At 39.0% G+C, this 20,945-nt stretch carries 14 protein-coding genes; 11 read left to right on the top strand and 3 right to left on the bottom strand.

Going from position 1 to position 20,945, the window contains the following annotated elements:
- The first annotated feature begins 184 nt into the window (after positions 1-184).
- From H4J65_RS07295 to H4J65_RS07265, 7 genes are all read left to right on the top strand, one after another.
- Positions 185-2,008 (top strand): GGDEF domain-containing protein, encoded by a 1,824-nt coding sequence (locus H4J65_RS07295; protein ID WP_182197088.1) that lies wholly within the window; start codon positions 185-187, stop codon positions 2,006-2,008.
- Positions 2,009-2,167: 159 nt separating this feature from the next.
- Positions 2,168-2,527, top strand: a complete 360-nt coding sequence (locus H4J65_RS07290) for a hypothetical protein (protein WP_182197086.1) — start codon at positions 2,168-2,170, stop codon at positions 2,525-2,527.
- A gap of 215 nt (positions 2,528-2,742) precedes the next feature.
- A complete protein-coding gene (locus H4J65_RS07285; protein ID WP_259367556.1) occupies positions 2,743-4,233 on the top strand; it encodes an efflux RND transporter periplasmic adaptor subunit in 1,491 nt (496 codons plus the stop codon).
- 36 nt (positions 4,234-4,269) lie between these two features.
- Positions 4,270-7,542, top strand: coding sequence for an efflux RND transporter permease subunit (locus H4J65_RS07280; RefSeq protein WP_182197084.1), 3,273 nt, complete (start codon positions 4,270-4,272; stop codon positions 7,540-7,542).
- A gap of 110 nt (positions 7,543-7,652) precedes the next feature.
- On the top strand, positions 7,653-8,549 hold the full coding sequence (locus tag H4J65_RS07275) for a cation diffusion facilitator family transporter (RefSeq protein ID WP_182137547.1): 897 nt from the start codon (positions 7,653-7,655) through the stop codon (positions 8,547-8,549).
- 136 nt (positions 8,550-8,685) lie between these two features.
- Positions 8,686-10,125 (top strand): sodium:alanine symporter family protein, encoded by a 1,440-nt coding sequence (locus H4J65_RS07270; protein WP_182197082.1) that lies wholly within the window; start codon positions 8,686-8,688, stop codon positions 10,123-10,125.
- A gap of 476 nt (positions 10,126-10,601) precedes the next feature.
- Positions 10,602-12,581 (top strand): methyl-accepting chemotaxis protein, encoded by a 1,980-nt coding sequence (locus H4J65_RS07265; protein ID WP_182197079.1) that lies wholly within the window; start codon positions 10,602-10,604, stop codon positions 12,579-12,581.
- A 473-nt stretch (positions 12,582-13,054) separates the two neighbouring features.
- On the opposite strand, the gene H4J65_RS07260 is transcribed toward H4J65_RS07265, so the two are convergent.
- Both H4J65_RS07260 and H4J65_RS07255 read right to left on the bottom strand, forming a co-directional pair.
- Positions 13,055-16,051, bottom strand: a complete 2,997-nt coding sequence (locus H4J65_RS07260) for an EAL domain-containing protein (RefSeq protein WP_182197077.1) — start codon at positions 16,049-16,051, stop codon at positions 13,055-13,057.
- A gap of 454 nt (positions 16,052-16,505) precedes the next feature.
- Entirely contained in the window at positions 16,506-17,036 is a 531-nt protein-coding gene (locus tag H4J65_RS07255; RefSeq protein ID WP_182137551.1) for a DUF962 domain-containing protein, read from the bottom strand.
- A gap of 222 nt (positions 17,037-17,258) precedes the next feature.
- Here H4J65_RS07255 and H4J65_RS07250 point away from each other — a divergent pair, with 222 nt between their 5' ends.
- From H4J65_RS07250 to H4J65_RS07235, 4 genes are all read left to right on the top strand, one after another.
- On the top strand, positions 17,259-17,603 hold the full coding sequence (locus tag H4J65_RS07250; RefSeq protein ID WP_182137552.1) for a YajD family HNH nuclease: 345 nt from the start codon (positions 17,259-17,261) through the stop codon (positions 17,601-17,603).
- 79 nt (positions 17,604-17,682) lie between these two features.
- Complete coding sequence (locus tag H4J65_RS07245) at positions 17,683-18,633, top strand: DUF808 domain-containing protein (protein ID WP_182197075.1); 951 nt, start codon at positions 17,683-17,685, stop codon at positions 18,631-18,633.
- A gap of 135 nt (positions 18,634-18,768) precedes the next feature.
- Positions 18,769-19,104: a ribosome hibernation-promoting factor, HPF/YfiA family gene (gene hpf / locus H4J65_RS07240; RefSeq protein ID WP_182137554.1), complete on the top strand. Its 336-nt coding sequence runs from the start codon at positions 18,769-18,771 to the stop codon at positions 19,102-19,104.
- Positions 19,105-19,535: 431 nt separating this feature from the next.
- On the top strand, positions 19,536-19,826 hold the full coding sequence (locus H4J65_RS07235) for a DUF6172 family protein (RefSeq protein ID WP_182197073.1): 291 nt from the start codon (positions 19,536-19,538) through the stop codon (positions 19,824-19,826).
- 114 nt (positions 19,827-19,940) lie between these two features.
- Here the strand turns inward: H4J65_RS07235 and H4J65_RS07230 are convergent, their stop codons facing one another.
- Positions 19,941-20,864 (bottom strand): histone deacetylase family protein, encoded by a 924-nt coding sequence (locus H4J65_RS07230; protein ID WP_182197071.1) that lies wholly within the window; start codon positions 20,862-20,864, stop codon positions 19,941-19,943.
- Positions 20,865-20,945: the final 81 nt, after the last annotated feature.

Below are 20,945 nucleotides of genomic sequence, written 5' to 3'. Positions count from 1 at the left end.
TCAGTTTTTTGTAAAAGCTAGTATAAATAAACACCTGTGCGAAAAAATTTCAGCCTAATATCTATGACTACGGTCGTCGGTTTGCTTAAAATTAACCTTTAAAGCGGCTGACGAGTAGTTTGAAAACTCGCTCTATATAATAGACTTTTAATTTATATATTAAGCATTAAAGGAATAACGGATTTTGAATATCTTTAAGATAGCAGTTAATAAATTTTTTATATTTCCTGTGATATATTATTGTTTTTTATCTGTAATTAATTCGGCATTCGCCAATGATTTGAACCTTACCTTGAATAGTATTCAACCATCACATCATTATGTTTGTCCAGTGGACAAGGTGATAAGTGATAAAGTTGAATGGTTTTTAACAAACTCACCTAATTTATCGAATCAAGCACGTTCAAAATTACTCTGGCAAAAATCGACTGTTATTTTCTGTAAGTATGGGGTTAGTGACGATTATTTAAGATACTTAAAAAAAATAACGCTTTTGCCCAGTAACGAAGTAAATAAGAATATTCTATCCATTGCTATTTATGATTTAACAAACTTTTATCACCGATATTCACCAACAAAAGCCTGCGATTTTTTGCATGAAAATAGGTTGTTGGTGACCAGTGCGTCACCAGCGTTTTTAAAGTACTTAGATATGGCTGAGCTTCAGTCTTGCGCTGAAATGACCGCAGTTGAGAAAATAAAAGCCTTTGTTAGGCTGCGGGAGGTAAATAAAGGCGATAACCCTTTTATAGCTAATATATACATGAGCATAGCTCAAATATATTCATCTCTGGGTCAGTTTACGCTTGCCGCGAATGAATTTAAAAAACAGTTGTCTCATATTAAGGATGATTTCGAGATACATTGGTCTTATTATTCTATTGCGACTGAATTATTAGATGCAGGGGAAATTGAAGAAGGTAAGCATTATTTTAGAAAATTTGAATCAGCAGCCGACCTTTTCATAGACACTGAAGATTACAACGTTTTATTATTGATTTTGAAAATAAAAATTGCCTACATGGAAAAAAAGTTTGCTCTAATGTTAGTGCTTATTGATGAATTTGAGCCCTATCAAAGTAGGATTGGAAAGTCGCAATCCAATAATAAAATGCTCTTGTATAAAGCGATAGCCTGTGTAGAAAATAATCGAACTCAATGCATTAATAGCTTTATATCAAAGAAAGCAGAATTAATTAAGCAAACAAAAGCATCAAATCTGCGTTATCTGTATGAGTTTTTGACCAAATATTATATTGCTCAAAATCAGGTGGAAGCATCACAAAAATACTTTGAAAGTTACATTAATATTAATCAGCAAGCTTTGATTGATCAACAAAACTCGGTTTCTGTTCTAGATATTGCCGAATTGCAACAAGATATAGTGACACTGGAACTTAGTTTAGTTTCAGCAAAAGTAGAGCAATCAAAAATCACTTTAGTTCTATCCGGTTTATTAATATTTGTTTTACTCGCTATCGGCTTATTTATATGGCGTGAAAAAAACAAACAAAAAATATTGTTAGAAACTGATGAATTAACCCGTATTTACAATAGACGCGCTATTTTTGAACAAATAGCGAACCTAAAAAACACCAAGAACAATGATATACACGCTATTATCCTTTTTGACCTAGATAATTTTAAAGCCATTAATGATAAATATTCACATGTTATTGGTGATAAAGCACTGAGACATATCGTCAAATTAACTAAAGATAATATTCGACAGCAAGATTTATTTGGCAGAATTAGTGGCGAGGAATTTGTCGTTTGTTTAAAGGATTTAGAAAAAGTATCTGCGCAAATTATTGTTGAACGTATCCTCAGTAGTTTTGAAAACAATCCTATGTTATTAAATGATGCAAAAGAGATAAGGGTTACAGCAAGTTTTTCCATTACCTACATTGAAAAATCTATTACTGATTTTGAATCCATTTATCATAGCTTAGATAGTGCGCTTTCTAAGACAAAAGACCTAGGTCGAAATAGAGTTGTTGAAGTTTAATTGCTTAAGTACAGCTAACTTAATCAACTAAAGGGGCTAATAATCAGCTCTAATAATTTACAGTTGGCTTTTTACGGTTGAAGCCTGTCAGCAATTAACTTACACTGCCAGTTCGTTTTTAAGAGAGCTTTGCCTGTGTTCAATCGCTTGTTAATTATAATGTTTGCACTATTGTTTGCCGGTCAAACAATTGCTGCTGCCTTTGATTCACACCGTAGTCATCAGGAAACAGACGGCGCTCAAAATATTTCCCATCGCAGCGTAGACTCGTCACATCAGTCACATCAGTCACATCAAGAAGGTGCATTAACAGCGACTAATAATAATGCTGCTGATAATGCCGAGCAGGACCCATTCGATTGTCATCATTGCTGCCATTGTCATGCACCGACAGGTGTTTACATTGCTAGTGATTCAGCATCAAGCGTAATCCATAAATCTAATGATAATATTTTGACCAGAAAAATAGCATTATTATCGTTTTGGATCACACCAGAACACCGCCCTCCAATAGTTTAAAACTTACCTTAAATTTATAAGCACTTAAACGAGCATTTTTTGCGGGTTTAAGTATCTGGTTTATAAATCGGCATAGTGTTTTTTTTCAGCGAATTCAACAGGGTTCCTTGTCTTTACGCTATTAATATCTCCGGCTATTGTTGAATGATAAGTTCAGCTAAATGCTTGGATAGTTTCGATTTATTAATCTTAAAAAGAAAATTAAGAGTATCAATATGCATAAGTTTTATATCAGCATCCTCACTATGGCAGCACTATTTTTTCGATCTTCAAATATCAGCTTTTTAGCAAATATCGCTATTTCTCCACGAGTATTAATGGGCTTGTTTAATGCGAAGCTACTATTGGTTTTAGTCTTGCTTGTGGTGTTTAGTGCTTCAGCGTTAGCCGTTAACATTGCACCCACAGCAATACCAAGCTCGAAATCAATAACAACCTCGCAATCAATAACAAGACACCATACAGAAGATGAACAGCAAGTCAGTCACCCCCTCAAGCAAAAAGAGCATGCTGCAGATGAAGTCAGCTCAAGACATGAAGATAAGGCTGAAAAACATTCACACCAACATGGCAATGAAGCACAAACGCTTATAGGTTCTGTACAAAGCGCTAAATCAAACTCTAGCCAAGATCTGATAGAAAACGCTTTAAAAGGTAATGAACCTGCAGCAGCATCCCATAAAGAAGGTGTCAGCTTAAGCCTTGAAAAAATGGCGATTGCGGGTATTGAAGTTGCCGAGGTATCCGCAAAGGTGTTTACCAATCATGTCTATGCACCGGGTGAGATTAAAGCTAATGGCTATAAAAGCTATATTGTTTCACCGCGCACTGAATCTGTGGTGGTTTCTCGCCACGCCACGTTAGGGCAGCATGTGGAAAAAGGCGATGCGCTAGTCACATTATTTAGTGAGTCTGTTGTAGAAGCACAAGCGAAATACCGTGTTGCTTATAATGACTGGCAAAGAAATAAAAAGCTGGGTAAAGCGAGCGTTAGTGAAAGCCAATTATTAGCGGCCGAAACTGATTATATTTCGGCGTACAGTCGTTTGAAAGCCTTTGGTTTAACAGAGCAGGCTATTGCCTATGTGGTTAAAAACAACTCGTCAAATAATCATTTAGAAGAACTTGGCGAATACACCTTGATTGCACAGCGGGCTGGTGCGGTATTAAGTGATGATTTTTATCAGGGGCAACGGGTGTCTGCAGGCGACGCCATTATGGTGTTAGCAGACGAAAGTGAGCTCTGGGTTGAAGCACGGGTTTCGCCCAATAAGCAATTAAACTTACCCAAAGGTACGCAAGCTGTGATTGAAATGGCCAAGCAATTTTTTGTCGCCACTGTTATTCAAGAAGCGCACACCATAGACCCAAAAACCCGCACCCGCATCGTACGTTTAGTGGTTAAAAATGACCAGGATCGTCTTCATCCAGGTATGTTTGTTAATGTAAATTTTAGTTTTAAAACGGACACAAAAGTGATGGCCGTACCTGAGTCGGCATTGATGCGCTCAAGCGATGGTGATTGGACGGTATTTGTTGAAGATCACCCCGGAGAGTTTACCGCAGTAGAAATAACCTTAGGTCGTTCGTTAGGCGAATATCGAGAAATAATTGGCCTTGCGCCAAACACACGCATTGTTACTCAAGGCGCGTTTTTTGTTGCCTCTGAAATCGCCAAAGGCGGCTTTGACCCGCATAACCATTAAAGCCTAGCATGAGCGAAGAACCAAGGAATAGAAACTATGTTTAATAAAATAATTGATTTTTCTGTCAACAATCGCCTATGGGTGATCTTGATGTTAGTAGCAACCCTGATTGGCTCAGTGTTTATTATTCCGCAGTTAAATTTGGATGCTTTTCCGGATGTAACTAACGTACAAGTGGCGGTAAATACCGAAGCGCCGGGCCTAGCCGCAGAGGAAGTTGAACAACTCATTACTTATCCTATTGAAGCGGTAATGTACGCCATGCCTGATGTTGAGCAAGTGCGGTCAATTTCTAAAACCGGTTTATCAGGAGTGACGGTGGTTTTTAAAGCGGGTACTGATATTTACTTTGCCCGTCAATTGGTTTTTGAGCGCTTACAAGCAGCGAAAGAACTGATCCCCAAAGGTGTGGGTACGCCAGAAATGGGCCCCAATACTTCAGGGTTAGGGCAAGTATTTCAATACTTACTTATTGCCGACAAAGACGCTGGTTATGACGCAATGGCGCTGCGCAGCTTAAATGATTGGGTGGTTAAATTATTACTGATGCCGGTTGATGGTGTTACTGATGTTTTGTCATTTGGCGGCAATGTTCGTCAATACCAAGTTAATATTGAACCTAGTAAATTACTCTCTTACGAGCTTAGCCAAAGCGACATTGTTAGCGCCTTAGGCAATAACAATAGCAATGTTGGTGGTTGGTACATGAACCGAGGCCAAGAGCAGTTAGTGGTTCGTGGCACGGGTTGGTTTAGTGGTGGCGCAGCGGGTATAACTGATATTGAGCAAGTGCCGGTTAAAATCGTTGATGGTACGGTTATTACCGTGGCTGATGTTGCTAGCGTTGAACTGGGTAGTGAAATTCGCCAAGGTGCGGCCACTATGACTCGCCGAGCAGAAAATGGCGATATTGAAGTATTAGGTGAAGTGGTTTCGGGCATTGTGCTTAAGCGTATGGGGGCTAATACAAAATCAACCATTGATGGCATAAATGCCCGGTTACCCTTAATTGAGCAAGCACTACCAAAAGGGGTGCGCTTTGAAGCTTTTTACGATCAATCTGACTTAATTGTAAAAGCGGTTAATACCGTGGTTGACTCACTTATTTTGGCGTTTATTTTTATTGCGCTTGTGCTGGCCTTATTTTTGATGAATTTAAGGGCAACCTTCTTAGTATTGATCTCTATTCCTATTTCAATCGCAATGACCTTAATGATCATGTCATATTTAGGTTTATCGGCGAACTTAATGTCACTGGGTGGCATAGTCGTAGCGATGGGCATGTTGGTTGATGGCTCAGTAGTGATGGTTGAAAACATGTTTAGACATCTTAACCGAGCAGATGAAGCACAGCTAAGTGCCGCCACTGTTGGTAATGAAAAGGGTGGCTTGTCTATAAATAATGCCTTTATAAATGGTGGGTCTATTGATATAGCAGACAATGACAGAAAAATAACTGACAGCGGCCCAGGTGCTTTGGCAGATAAGCGCAATGCTATCCCTTTGAGATTAAAACAAGCCGGCAAAGAGGTTGCTCGGCCGATATTTTTTGCCGCCACCATAATCCTAGTGGTATTTATGCCGTTATTTAGCTTTGAAGGTGTAGAAGCTAAATTATTTCAACCTATGGCCATTAGTATTATTTTAGCCGTGGTTTCTGCTATTTTTGTTGCTTTAATTGTCGTTCCTGCCCTAGCTACTTATCTGTTTAAAAAAGACGTTAAAATACGTGAAAGTATTATTTTACGACCACTAGAGCGTTGGTATCGTCAAGCTTTAGCGCTTGCCATGAAACACACCAAAGTTGTTATTAGCTCATCAGTGCTTTTATTACTCAGTGCTATCACCTTAGTACCACAAATAGGCACAGAGTTTGTGCCTGAGTTAGAAGAGGGCACGATTAATTTAAGAGTGACCTTAGCACCGTCTTCAAGCTTAGCTACCGCGTTGCAAGTTGCCCCAATATTAGAAAAAATGCTACTGACTTTTCCTGAAGTTGAATACGCGTTAAGTCGCATGGGACGCGCTGAAATTGGCGGCGATCCAGAGCCGGTAAATAACATTGAAATTTATATTGGCTTAAAGCCGGTTAATGAATGGACCAGCGCTACCAATCGTGATGAATTACAGCGCCTAATGGCCCTTAAGTTAGAACAATTTCCGGGTTTGTTACTGAATTTCTCTCAGCCTATCGCGACCCGTGTTGATGAATTACTGTCTGGCGTAAAAGCACAATTGGCCGTTAAGCTCTTTGGGCCTGATTTAGATGTTCTCGCCTCGAAAGGGCAAGAGATAGAAACGGCCATTAAAGCGGTAGAGGGTGCGCGCGATGTGGCTATGGAGCAAATTGTTGGTGAAGCGCAGTTGGTCATTAAACCCAATAGGCAGCAACTTTCTCGTTTTGGCTTTTCTGTTGCTGATGTGATGGACTTAGTTAAAAATGGTATTGGCGGCACTACCGCAGGGCAGGTCATTAATGGCAATGAACGTTACGATATTTATGTCCGCTTACAGGAGAAAAGTCGTAACAACCGTGATGTTATCGCTGATTTACGTTTACAGTCGCCCACTGGCGCTTGGGTGCGCTTAGGTGATATTGCTGATATTTCGTTAGCATCAGGCCCGCCGCAAGTGCGTCGTGATGATGTGCAACGCCGCGTTGTTATTCAAGCCAATGTACAAGGTCGAGATATGGGCAGTGTAGTGACAGATATTCGTGCGGCTATTGCCGCTAGTGTTGATTTACCTGCGGGTTACTCTGTCGTTATTGGTGGTCAATTTGAAAACCAACAACGGGCACAAGCTAGGCTCGCTATCGTTTTACCTGTGTCGTTAGGGTTAATCGCACTATTACTCTATTTTGCTTTTGGCTCAAGCGGTCAAGCATTACTGATTTTAGTGACTGTGCCCTTAGCGGTTATTGGTGGTGTGTTCTCACTGTATTTTTCAGGACAATATTTATCAGTACCCAGCTCTGTCGGCTTTATTACCTTGTTTGGTGTCGCTGTGCTCAATGGTGTGGTGATGGTAGAGAGTATCAATCAACGTATTAAAGCAGGCTTGGTGGTATCAAAAGCGGTATTTGAAGGCGCTACCTCACGGTTACGCCCGGTGTTGATGACTGCGATAACTTCAGCTTTAGGTTTAATTCCTATGCTAATGTCAAACGGCGTAGGCGCTGAAATACAGCGACCTTTAGCGAGTGTTATTGTTGGCGGGCTAGTGACCGCAACATTGCTGACATTATTTGTTTTACCTGTGCTGTTTTCCTGGTTTTCAAAGGAAAAAATAGCGCAGTTAACGCACTAGTTTTATCGGGTTTAATCGCTATGGTATAAAATGTTTGTTTTTTATAGCGTGATAATCCTCTTTATCACGCTATTATTTTATTGTTACAGATAAATATTTAAGAGGTAAAAATGTCTCACTCACACTCACATTCACATTCTCAATCACATAAGGACAACGGTAAATTGACCTTTGCCGTATTGATTAATGTTTTATTAACCATAGTGCAGATCATGGGTGGTGTACTCTCGGGCAGCTTATCGTTAATTGCCGACGCCTTGCATAATTTAAGTGATGCAGGCGCGATTGTTATTGCGATTTTTGCGCGTAAAGTATCGGCTAAGAAAGCGGATGAAAATATGACTTTTGGTTATCAAAGAGCCGAAATTATTGGTACTTTGATCAATAGTATTACGCTGATTATTGTTGGCCTTTATCTTATTTATGAAGCGGTCAGTAAATATTTTAATCCAACAGAAATTAATGGCTGGATAGTGATTTATATCGCAGGTATTGCTTTGGTTATCGATATTGCCACCGCGGTATTAACTTATATGTCAGGGGCAAAAAGTAGCATGAATTTACGCGCAGCTTTTATTCATAATGTGTCTGATGCCTTGGCGTCGGTTGCGGTCATTATTGCCGGGGTTTTGATCATATTTTATCAGTGGTATTTTGTTGATGTGATAGCGACTGTTTTAATTTCAATATACGTACTTTATCACGGCGGATTACTTGCACTTCAAAGCATAAAGATATTAATGCAAGCGGTGCCTGAAGCGTTTGACATAAGTGAACTTAAAGCAGATATTGAGTTAAACGTAGCGGTGAATGCCGCGCTAGATATTCATGTTTGGCAACTCGATGAACATAAGTTGTTTTTAGAATGTAAATTACAACCTGCAACGAATATTGACCATATAGATTTAACTGAAATTAAAACCATGTTATTAGATAAATATGGCATTAAACACTCAACAATCGAAGTTAACCCATCTGGCCAAACGTTAGTGCCTAGTTGTTATTGAAGGGTATTTTATCTTAGTGGTAATTATTCCCTTTAAAACTTCATAACATACTAATAATTAACTTTAAAATTTGCTAAAGTAAGATTTATTATCCAGTTACAACAACTCACTGCAATGTCAACAAGGATCAGCAACAATGAATTTCGAACAAATTGTCTCGAGCATAAATAATGTTTTATGGGGTGAAGGGCAAGTTCTCATTTATGTTTTGTTATTCGCAGGTTTTTGGTTTTCTTATAAGCTAAAGTTTGTTCAAATTCTCAATTTTCGTCATATGTTTTCTGTTTTAAAAAACAGTGCTAAAAATGATGAAAACTCGACAGACAGTTCAGGCATAAGTTCGCTACAAGCGTTATTTATTGGTTTGTCGGCACGGGTAGGTACCGGTAATTTGGCTGGCGTGGCGGTCGCTATCTCACTTGGGGGGAGTGGCGCAATATTTTGGATGTGGGTTATTGCCTTGTTGGGTATGGCAACAGGTTTTGCCGAAAGCATTTTAGGCCAGCTCTATAAAGTCAAAGACGACCATAAAGAATATCGAGGAGGCCCTGCTTATTACATCCAAAAAGGTCTTAACCAACGTTGGTTGGCCATTTTGTTCTCACTATGTTTGTTTTTAGGTTACGGCTTTAGTTTCAGTGCGATGCAAGCTAATACCATTGCCGACTCGTTAAACCATGCTTTTAATATTCCTACACTGTACTCGGGGGCATTAATTACGCTACTTGCCGGTGCGATTGTACTAGGCGGCTTAAAGCGTATTGCACGCTTTGCCGAGTTAATTGTGCCTTTTATGGGCATTGCTTTTATTTTGGTGGCGGTAAGCATTACCTTGATGAACCTGAGTGCCGTACCTGCGATGTTATACGATATTATTACTTCCGCTTTTGGCTTACAAGAGGCTGGCGCTGGCATGCTAGGTGCTGCGATTAAAAATGGTATTCAGCGTGGATTATATTCCAACGAAGCCGGCGCAGGTAGCGTGCCGCATGCTGCTGCTAGCGCAAGACCTGTGCCTAATCATCCTGTTACCCAAGGCTACGTGCAAATGTTAGGGGTGTTTTTAGACACTATGGTGTTGTGTACCTGCACCGCGTTTATTATTTTACTTGCCGATATTAACATTAGTGGTGAAATGGAAGGCATTCGTTTAACCCAAAGTGCTATTACTCATCACTTAGGCGCGAACGGGGTTTATTTTGTTTCGGCAGCGATTAGCTTATTTGCTTTTACCTCGGTGGTCGCAAATTATGCCTATGCCGAAAGTAACTTACATTTTTTCAAACTGGATAATAAAGTTGGACGCACCATCTACACGACAATGTATTTGGCGATGGTTTTTTGGGGTTCAAGTGCCAGTTTAATTCAAGTGTGGAGTATGGCTGATGTCGCGTTAGGCTTAATGACTTTAGTTAACGTTATCGCTATTGTACAACTTACGCCAACAATAGTGGCCCTAACAAAAGACTATAATGCTAAACGTCAGCTTGAAAACGTTAGCGATGCTGATATGGAATTTAAACAAGCCGATATTGAATTTCAAGGTAAAGTTGAGCCAGGTATTTGGCATAAATAGCTTGAAGTTATAGCCATATTTTTCTAAAATCCGGATGTTAAGTATTTATAAAGCTTTTATTGTGCCAAAAAATACACCAAAATAAATTATGGTGTTATTAATACTTAAGTGAGTACCTTAAATTTTAGTAAAATATCAGCTGTAAACTTGTAACCCCCCTACAGGTAAGCTGATAAAGTGTTTTTACTGCGTTGTGGATTTTGATGATATAGCCATATTGAACGGTGTTATTAGAGCAACTGCGTCATAGTTTGCTCTAGCTTCACTATCTAAGATGTTGTCTTAAATCCATACTCTGTCTACACGGATGTATTTACTTAGGCTCAGTCTGGAACGATGAATCTGTTTAGCTAAGCCTTTCTCAACTCGCACCAATCTGCAGCTTGAAGTAGAGCGGGCATTTAGCTAAGAAAATTAACGATTAGATTGTTAGCCTAATTTTGCTTTTTTTAATTACTCTTATCAAAGGATAAGTAATGACGTTTTCTGATATTTCATTTAAAAATAAAATCTTTATAGTATTGGCCTTACCACTTATTGGCTTTTTGTGGTTGAGTATTTTAACGATTAAACAAAGTTATATTGTTAATAACGAGATGAAAAACCTCACTGAATTGACTCAATTATCGATTAGTTATAGTGAATTAGTTCATGAGTTACAAAAAGAGCGTGGCACTACTGCTGGCTTTTTAGGCTCTAAAGGAAAAACCTTTGTCACTAGGTTGAATAAACAACGCATCGCCACCGATGAGAAATTAACTTCGCGTGATGCTTTTTTAAAGCTTAATGACTTTAAGCAAGTGTCAATTGTGAAGTTAAATCAAGAGATTGCTGCTGAGTTAGAAAAATTAAACCTTATACGCTCGCAAGTGAGTGACTTAGCTATAGACAGTAGTAAAGCGATTGCTTACTACACAAGACTTAATGCCAAGTTACTCTCTGTTTCTTACATCATTACCGATCTCAGCACCAATGCAAAATTAACAGAGCAAAGCATTGCCTATTACAACTTTCTTCAGGGTAAAGAGCGTGCTGGAATTGAGCGTGCTGTCCTCAGTAGCACCTTTGCTCGTGATGAATTTAGCGAGGGTACCTTTGTTAAGTTTGTTACTTTAGAGACGGAACAAAAAGTTTTTATGGCTAATTTTTTAGCTTTCACTAGCGCTGAAAATATCCGCTATTACCAAGAGCAGATGGCTCACCCAGCGATAAAAGAAGTGATGAAACTGCGTACCATAGCTGAAAGTAAAACATCAGGTTTTGGTGTCGACCCGCTGTATTGGTTTCAACAAGCGACATTAAAAATCGGTCAGTATCAAAAAAGTGGTCAGAAAATCGCTGACAACTTACTGTTATTTGTTAAAAATGCACAGGCCACCGCGTTTAATACTTTAGCTCTAAGCATTGCTGTAACCATAGTTTTACTGATGTTAGTTATTGTGATCACCCGTGTGTCAATTAAGGATTTAACTTCACGGGTAAATGAATTGACTCAAGTCATGAGACTGGTTAGAAACGAAAGTGATTTAACGGTACGAACAAAATTACAAGGTAAGAGTGAGCTAGGACAAATTTCAATAGCATTAAATCTTACTTTGGAGCAATTCTCGCAGACCATTAATGAAATTTCTAGCGCTAGCTTAACGCTATCTGCAGCAGCGGAAGAAACCTCAGTCACTTGTGAACATAATGCGATTACATTAGCGGAACAACAAGAAGGTATTGTTGCTATTGCTACTGCCGTAGAAGAATTGTCAGCAACGGTAAAAGAGGTTGCTGGTAATACCCAAGCTACCGCAGATTCAGCCAGAGAGGCTGATAGCCAAGCAAAAAGTGGCCTTGATGTTGTGCAGCTTTCCTATCACTCAATTGAAGAGCTTTCGCAAGAAATTGACAGATTAGCGCAAAGAATTAACAGCTTACATGCAAGTAGTGGCAATATAACTAAGGTGGTTGACGTAATTAAATCAGTTGCTGACCAGACTAATTTATTAGCACTTAATGCTGCTATTGAGGCCGCCAGGGCCGGAGAGCAAGGGCGAGGATTTGCTGTGGTTGCTGATGAAGTGCGAACGCTAGCTAAACGTACACATCAATCCACCTTAGAAATTGAGAGCTTTATTGGTTCATTACAAGCTGATGTAAATGCTGCCCATAAAGTTATCGAAAATAGCCAACAAAAGGCGAGTGTTGCGGTAGAGAATTCAAAAAATGTCGAGCATAGCTTGCAAGAAATAACCTCTACGATTAGTCATATTTTTGCTATGACAGAACAAGTGGCTACTGCGATTGAAGAGCAATCAGTTGTGACACAAGATGTTGCGCAAAATATTATTAATATAGAACTGAAATCGTCAGAAACTTCTGCAGGAGCTACACAAATAGCGGCAACAGCAAAAGAACAAGCTTACTTAGCAACCAAGATGCAAGATTTAGCCAATCGTTTTCATATTTAAATTTACCGCTGTTAATATGAAAAATTCATTTAACAGCTTGTTAAACTTAATAGAAATATAGCTTATCTATTAAGTTTAACTCCTTACTTAGAAATAAGCTTGAGAATGAGGTGGGTAATTGGCAGGTACTATTGTGGGCAGCAGTAAAGAAAATAAACTCATGGTAGTTTTCGCCCTGTTAGTGTTGCCAGTGACTGTCTATTGATAAATTATAATTTTTTATAAGTAAAAAGTTGCTGAAAGTTTTTTTAAAATAAATTTATATAAAAATATTAGTCTGTAACCCGTTTTTTTATTGGCATTTGAACCGACATTTGAACTGAAATTTTAAATGTCGGGGGTTACTTAGTGCGCTTGGTTGCCTTTTAAAAGTAAAGTGGCATGATTATCTAAACTCATCAAACTCATCAAACTCATTAAACTCATTAAACTCACTTCACAGTATTTATAGTGAGTTTATTATATGTAGATTCTTATGTTTTCCAACTCGCATCAGGCTGCCAGTTATTGATCCAGGCGGGAATTTCGCTAGCGGGCATAGGTTTGGCAATGCCATAACCTTGTGCTAAGTCGCAACCTAGTTGCAGTAACGCAGTGCCATGTTCAATTGTTTCAACACCCTCGGCAATTACCTGACGTTTGAATGATTTAGCTAACGCTATTACGCCTTCAACAATGGCCAAATCATCAAGGTCAATTAACATGTCTCGGATAAAACTCTGATCTATCTTGATCAAGTCTGCGGGCAGTCGTCTCAGGTAAGTTAAAGACAAGTAGCCGGTGCCAAAATCATCTAAGGCAAAGCTTACACCTAACGCGATACATTTATTCATGGTGGCTGAGACGTGACTAACGTCATCTAGAGCACTTGTTTCCAGCACTTCTAGCTCTAAATAATGGGGTGCTATATTGGCGTGGGCGGCCAGTAGTTTTGTTAGTTTATGGGTGAAGTCAGGCTGCTGCAATTGTACGGCAGCAATATTTACGCTAGTTTTTAGTGGGCCATTAAGGCCCATTTTTTGCCATGCGCTGATTTGTTTCAGTGCGGTATCAATAACCCATTCACCTATCTCAATACTTATGGGGTTATTCTCAATAAACGGCAAAAACTCAATAGGATTTAATAAGCCTAGTGTTGGGTGTTGCCAGCGAATAAGTGCTTCAACGCCGGTTACTAAGCCTGTTCTCATATTAACTTTAGGCTGATAATGGAGCACAAATTGATCTTGGTCTAATGCGCGGCGAATGGCTTCAAGATTGTCTTGTTGTAATTTAATGGCGTCATCTTGAGCGGTATCAAATAAGTGATAACGATTCTTACCTGATTCTTTAGCGACATACATGGCTTGGTCGGCATGGCGCATGAGTTGGTCGGTATCAGCACTGTCTTGCGGATAGATGGTAACGCCAATACTGGCTGAGACTTTTAATACGATGTTATTAATGGTCGTCGGCTTAGCCGCAGCCAATAACAGCCGTTTTAATACCGGCTCACAGTCTTCAACTTTGGATAAATCAGCTAATACCGCAACAAATTCATCACCGCCAAGTCGAGCTAAAGTATCACCTTCACGTAACGCCTCTTTCATGCGAAGTGAGAGGGCAATCAGAAGGTCATCACCCACTTGATGACCATGGGCATCATTGATATTCTTAAAACCATCTAAATCTATAAATACCACGGCGAGTGACTTTTGATGACGGCTGCACTGTAACATGGCTTGAGATAATCGGTCGGCAAGTAAAACACGATTGGGTAAATTAGTCAGTATGTCGTAATGAGCAATATGCTCTAGTTGATTTTGGTGTTCTTTTATTGGTGTAATATCAGTGAATAACGCCACGTAGTTACTTGTTTGGCCATTAGCATTTTTGACTGAACTTATGTTCAGCATTTCGCTGTACACTTGACCATTTTTACGGCGGCTCAATACTTCACCAGAGAAAAAACCTTTTTCCAATAGCACTTGCCACATATTGTCATAAAACTCAGGCTCTTGTTGATCCGACTGAAGCATACTTGGGTGCTGTCCAATAACTTCGTCACGGCTATAGCCGGTGATCGTCGTAAAGGTATTATTAACGTCAATAATCAATCCGGCAGCATCGGTAATGAAAATACCTTCACTGGCGTTGGTAAAAACGCTGGCGGCTAATTGCAGGCGAGCTTCAGCCTCTCTCTTACGTGCAGTATTATCATTAGCAATTAATAGATAGCCAATGATAATATTTTGGGCATCACGCAATGCCGTTACCGACACTTCTGCTGGAAACTGGCTGCCATCTTTGCGGATATAGGTCAGTTCATAAATATCTTCAATGCTATGATTAGCTTTGTAAACCAAAGCTTCAAAGCCGGCACTAATGTTAGTATTAAATTCAATACTGAGGCCTTTAGCGCGAACAATCAGCTCTTGTGGATCAGAAATATCGGCTGGTGTAAGTTTATTCACCACCTCCGCAGCGCTATAGCCCAGGATATGCTCTGCACCGGCATTAAATAGCTGAATAATTCCTTTGGCATCGGTGGCGATACTGGAGAAAGTTTTACTTTTAAAAATAGCGTTCTGTAAAACTTTGGCCTCCATGAGCGCTAATTCAGCTTTTTTGCGCAAGGTATTATCGGTAACAATTAATAGATAGCCAATAATAACACCATGAGGACTGTGCAATGGTGTTACCGACACCATTGCCGGCAAGTAGCTGCCATCTTTGCAAATATAGGTCAGTTCATAGATATCTTCAATACCGTGTCTAGCTTTGTAAACCATGGCCTCAAAGCCTGCGCTAATGGGCGTGTTAAGTTCAATACTGAGGGCTTGGGCGCGTGTAATAAGCTCTTTTTTATTAGAGAAATCGGCGGGTGTGAGTTTATTAATTACCTCTTTAGCCGTATAGCCCAACAAATGTTCGGCGCCAATATTAAATATTTGAATAATACCTTTGGCATCGGTGGCGATACTGGAGAAATTAACGCTGTTGAAAAGAGCAATTTGTAATGCTCCGGCTCTGACCAGAGTACGTGCGGTATTATCGGTACCAATTAACAGGTAGCCAATAATATTTTTTTCAGTATTACGCAAGGCAGTCACTGATACTATCGCTGGAAAGCGGCTGCCATCTTTGCGGATATAGGTCAGTTCATAAATATCTTCAATACTACGTGCCGCCTTGTAAACTAAAGCCTCAAAGCCTGGGTTAATGTTGGTATTAAATTCGATGCTAAGGCCTTCAGCGCGAACAATAAGCTCTTGTTCATCAGAAATATCGGCTGGTGTGAGTTTATTCATCACCTCCGCAGCGCTATAGCCCAACATATGTTCGGCACCAACATTAAATAGCCGAATAACGCCTTTAGCATCGGTGGTGATACTGGAGAAGTTGGCACTGTTGAAAATAGCATTATGTAAAGATTCTATACTAATGAGCGCTGCTTTAGCCTGCTTGTTGTTATAATCATTTGATTGCATGATTTGACTCTTTAAGGATCAGTAATAAAGATTTTATCTGTTTACGTTGTTGCTATTAATAATAGCAAACTATAAATTATTGACGGTTATACTTTAGTGTTAATGACAAGGTTGTTATCAACTGTATGTTAATAAAGTGATTTTTAAAACCGCCAAAAGGTATTGAGAAAAAGGGTGTCATAAAGTAGTGGTTGATTATGATGGTAGGCTTGTTGGTAAAGTTGGCATTAACGTTATTAACGTTATTGGCGTTAATGCCAACTCTGCGCTCAGAGCAGTTTAAAAATGGCATGGTTTTATAATTGTGGCGTACAAACCGTTACCTTAAAGTTTCACTGCTGTAAGTTTGAGCCTAAGCTAGTGGCTGACACTGTGATTGATAGTGCTTTTAGTGTTTGTAACTTAGTGAACTTTTCAGGACAGTATTGACTTATGTTTGCTGCAACTGACTAAATTATTTTTGTGCTCGCTCGATTAAACGACGTTTCTCTATAGCTTTGGGGATGATGTTATTGGCCAATTTTTTCTCCCAGCCTAGCATAAAGTAAACTTCAGCCATCAAAAACAAAGGGCCAATAGCTAAACCCATCATATCATCTAAGAAAGCCGGTTTAGCTTTTTCAAAGATATGGCCAATAAATTGAATAATCCAACCAACAACAAACACTATAATGGCTAGCCATAATACGTTTTCCATATCGGTGACTAAACTAGCAAGGTATAGGTTTACAGCGACATATATCAACATGCCAATGGCTAATTTTATATGTAATGTAAAGTAGTAAAGCATAGCAATAGTGAACAATATTATTGCGGGTGTGTAGGTAACTGTTTGTTCTGCTAGCACTAGGGTAAAAGTATTTAAACTTAACAAGACGGTAATCGCCCAAACAATCAGCGGCACGCCAATAAAGTGAGTGTGGATATTACGTTTATTCAAGTGCACACTTTTGTAATTTGATAATTGTTCTTCGACTGTTTTCATGACAGTTCCGCGTTATTATTTTATAAAATATCATGGCAAGTTATCGCTTAAAAGTAAAGCGAGCAGGCTAGGGGAGTGTGGCAAGATTTATTGTTTTTAACCAGGTATTTGATAAATAAGATAAGCCTATAACGCGCTTGATTAATGTATTCTAATTGCCTTATTGCAGTTATGTTGCCTTACTCATACAATAAAGATATTTTTTACTGAAAAGTTAATATTATGTCCTCAGATACATTAGGCTCTAGCCTTAATTATAAACGCGAAGAGCAAGGTTATCGCGACCGAGCATTGAAATTATACCCTTGGGTTTGTGGACGCTGTGCGCGCGCGTTTGAATATTCAAATCTCAGAGAGTTAACAGTGCACCATGTCGACCATGATCACACGAACAACCCCAATGACGGTACTAATTGGGAGTTACTGTGTATTTACTGCCATGACAATGAGCATGCGAAATATACCGATCATGCAAAGTATCAGACAGAAATTAAAGCGGGCGATACCAATCAAGACACCGCAACCTATAACCCGTTTGCAAATTTAAAGTCGATGTTAAAAAAATAACTGATTAACTAACGTGTAATAGCAATTTAATAGCGATTTAATAGCTTTGGTATAACGCTATTGATAAAAGGAGTTAAAGGTGGCGGGTTCGAGTTTATTAACCTTACTTGATGATATTGCAACGGTACTCGATGACGTGGCGATTTTATCAAAAGTAGCGGTAAAAAAAACCGCAGGTGTTCTCGGTGATGACTTGGCACTGAATGCCGAACAAGTTTCCGGTGTTAAGGCCGATAGAGAGTTACCTGTAGTTTGGGCTGTTGCCAAAGGCTCGTTTCTTAATAAATTGATTTTAGTGCCTTCTGCTTTGTTCATTAGTGCTTTTGTACCACCATTGATCACTGTTTTATTAGTGATTGGGGGCTTATTTCTTTGCTTTGAAGGTTTTGAAAAGGTTTCTCATAAATTTCTTCATAGTAAAAAAGCCTTGGCAGATGAACAGCAAGCACTACTTAACGCCGTTAACGATGAAAATATTGACATTGCGGCTTTTGAAAAAGAAAAAATAAAAGGCGCTATTCGTACTGATTTTATTCTTTCTGCAGAAATTGTGGTTATTGCTTTAGGCACAGTACAAGAAGCGGCGTTCCAAACACAAGTGCTGGTTGTTTCATCATTAGCTATAGCGATTACTGTTGGGGTTTATGGGCTGGTTGCTGGTATTGTCAAATTAGATGACTTAGGTCTTTATCTGCTGAAAAACTCGGTGTCAGGGCACTTTAAGGCTTTGCAAAGCACGATGGGTCGCGGTTTATTGATGTTTGCGCCATTTTTAATGAAGCTATTAACTGTGGTAGGTACCATTGCGATGTTTTTGGTTGGTGGCGGTATTATTGTGCATAGTTTTTCATGGCTTGGTCGTCAATTTCATTACCTTGAACTTTGGGTAGGGCAATATTTTGGTAGTTTATCTGAAAGTATTTTATCGATTTTACTTAATGGCATCACAGGGATTATTGCCGGTGGTATAGTATTGGCAGTGGTTAGCTTAATGTCACGGTTGAAAAATAGGCGATTAACCATAGAGTAGACCTAAGTTTATCTTAATTTAATATAGGCTTTTCAATTGCATAGCGTAAATGCGACAAAATATTTCATTTTAGCTATTGTATTTTGTCGCTTTCGCCCTGAATATATAATTGAAGACAACCAATAAGGTAGCAATATGAAAATAATTATTTCCGGACATCACGTTGAAATTACCGACGGTATTAACCAAGCAGTTGAAAGCAAATTTGCTAAAATTGCTAAACATTTCCCAAGCTTAATGACCTTAGACGTCATTATCACCGTAGAGCCCAATCAACAAAAACTAGAAGTTTCTACCACTTATGAAGGCGCTACTGTCTCAGTTAACGCTGTCGACAAAGAATTGTATGCCGCGATAGCAAGTGCAGCGAGTAAGCTTGAAGCGGCTTTAGCACATCGTAAAGGTGTATTATCGGCTAAGCAAAAAAAGAAGTTTGAAGTAGAGCAGTCAAACGCTTTTGAAAGTCCTTAAAGCACGTCAGTTAGTATTAACTAACAGTTAAAACTAAAAATAAAAGTTAAATACCAAAGGCCGTTATTAAACGGTCTTTTTTATATTCAGGCCTATTTCAAACCTATTTTCTTTTGAAGCATGCGTGCGCTTGATTACATTGCTAAATACATGGCTCAATACATGCCCCTAGTGAGTTAAAGCCAGTTACTTATATCTACATCAGATGAAATAATGCCAAGATATTACTCCTAGTTTATCCCGCTTGTGAATGTTGCGAAAAAGCGCACTTTAATCTACTAAGATATAAAATTTAGCTACCCTTGAGGTTATTTACTTAACAATTAGATGAAGTATGGCTATTACTTAAATGTTTACGTAAAATAGCCCTATTGGCTTTATATGACAAAAACTCACTATAAAGCGTACTTTTATCTCCTCCAAGGAATTCCATGAAAAAAACATTCGAGTTAACTCACCCTAAAATTAAAGTCGCTAGAATGGTTGAGTCAGCGAAACACGAAGTTAAAAAATATTTAAAACGTGAGCGCAATAAAAAGCTACCTGAAGATGCGGATTATTGGGATTTTGATTGTAAAATTGGTAAGTCAGAGCAAACAGCTGACGTTATTCATGTGACAGCGATTAGCCAAGAAATTGATACGCTTGTAGCGGCAGAGTTAAGCGCATTTTATCTTGAAATATTGGTTAAACCAGCGGTTCGTACTTTTGAAGAAAAATAGCGACTAGCAGCATTGATAGGGCTTTAAAGATCACTATTTACCCTGCTATGACCTAAAGCAAATGCTTTAGGTCAAGTTTACTTAAGCCAAAGGCTAGTGGTGATTATATTCCAACTAATAGCCAATTAAGCCATTAATATGTGCGACCGCACTTCTGCCTAAAGCGTTCAGAGCATATCCTCCTTCAAGCACTGATACAATACGCCCTTGAGCATATTTATCAGCAAGCGTTTTAAGTTGGTCAGTTACCCAACGATAATCTTCATCTACTAAACTCACTTGTGACATGTCATCTTCGATATGCGCGTCAAACCCGGCAGAAATAAATATTATTTCTGGTTTAAACTTGTTCAATGCCGGCAGCCAAGTATCGAGAATAGCTTGTCGAAAATCAGCACTTTTTGCTGTCGCAGCTAATGGTGTGTTAATGATGGGTGGCGTAGTACTTTCTTTAATTTCAAAGGGATAGAATGGGTATTGATAAGTAGAACAAAATAAATAACCTTTTTTATTTTTTACAATATCTTCTGTACCATTGCCATGATGAACGTCAAAATCAACAATAGCCACGCGCTTTAATTTATAGTGCTCTTTGGCGTAGGCGGCGGCGATAGCGACATTGTTAAAAAAACAAAAACCCATACCTTTATTATATTCAGCATGATGGCCGGGTGGCCTAGTCGCACAAAATGCCGATGAAATTTCTTTTGACATCACTAAGTCTACTGCGTCTTTGGCAGCACCGGCAGAAAGTAAGGCGGCATTAAGGGTATCTGGGGTCATAATGGTATCGTCATCAACATTATAAGTGCCTTCACTCGGGGCATTGGCAAAAATTGATTCGATATAGTTTTTGTCATGTGCTAAATAAAGTAGTTCCTTATCAATAGGTTTAGCGTTAAATTGTCGAATAACATAATCCAAACCGCTACGAATAAGCTGATCCTGAATAGCCGCCATACGTTCTGGCGCCTCAGGGTGATGCTCTCCCATATCGTGGGTCAAGCAATGGTGGTGACTAATTACGCCGACTGTCATATTTACATTCCTTTATCTCTGAGCTATTAAGTTATTTATAACTTACTTATCACTTAATAGTAGTTTAGTTGCTTAAATTTT

Source organism: Colwellia sp. MB02u-9, assembly GCF_014077085.1.
Taxonomy (GTDB): Bacteria; Pseudomonadota; Gammaproteobacteria; order Enterobacterales; family Alteromonadaceae; genus Cognaticolwellia.
Note: the sequence above shows the minus strand (reverse complement) of the source record. Positions and strands in the feature narration are given on the sequence as shown.

Coding starts and splice junctions, on each gene's coding strand:
- H4J65_RS07290 (WP_182197086.1), top strand. CDS start 2,168: ATGTTTGCACTATTGTTTGCCGGTCAAACAATTGCTGCTGCCTTTGAT.
- H4J65_RS07285 (WP_259367556.1), top strand. CDS start 2,743: ATGCATAAGTTTTATATCAGCATCCTCACTATGGCAGCACTATTTTTT.
- H4J65_RS07280 (WP_182197084.1), top strand. CDS start 4,270: ATGTTTAATAAAATAATTGATTTTTCTGTCAACAATCGCCTATGGGTG.
- H4J65_RS07275 (WP_182137547.1), top strand. CDS start 7,653: ATGTCTCACTCACACTCACATTCACATTCTCAATCACATAAGGACAAC.
- H4J65_RS07270 (WP_182197082.1), top strand. CDS start 8,686: ATGAATTTCGAACAAATTGTCTCGAGCATAAATAATGTTTTATGGGGT.
- H4J65_RS07265 (WP_182197079.1), top strand. CDS start 10,602: ATGACGTTTTCTGATATTTCATTTAAAAATAAAATCTTTATAGTATTG.
- H4J65_RS07260 (WP_182197077.1), bottom strand. CDS start 16,051: ATGCAATCAAATGATTATAACAACAAGCAGGCTAAAGCAGCGCTCATT.
- H4J65_RS07255 (WP_182137551.1), bottom strand. CDS start 17,036: ATGAAAACAGTCGAAGAACAATTATCAAATTACAAAAGTGTGCACTTG.
- H4J65_RS07250 (WP_182137552.1), top strand. CDS start 17,259: ATGTCCTCAGATACATTAGGCTCTAGCCTTAATTATAAACGCGAAGAG.
- hpf (WP_182137554.1), top strand. CDS start 18,769: ATGAAAATAATTATTTCCGGACATCACGTTGAAATTACCGACGGTATT.
- H4J65_RS07235 (WP_182197073.1), top strand. CDS start 19,536: ATGAAAAAAACATTCGAGTTAACTCACCCTAAAATTAAAGTCGCTAGA.
- H4J65_RS07230 (WP_182197071.1), bottom strand. CDS start 20,864: ATGACAGTCGGCGTAATTAGTCACCACCATTGCTTGACCCACGATATG.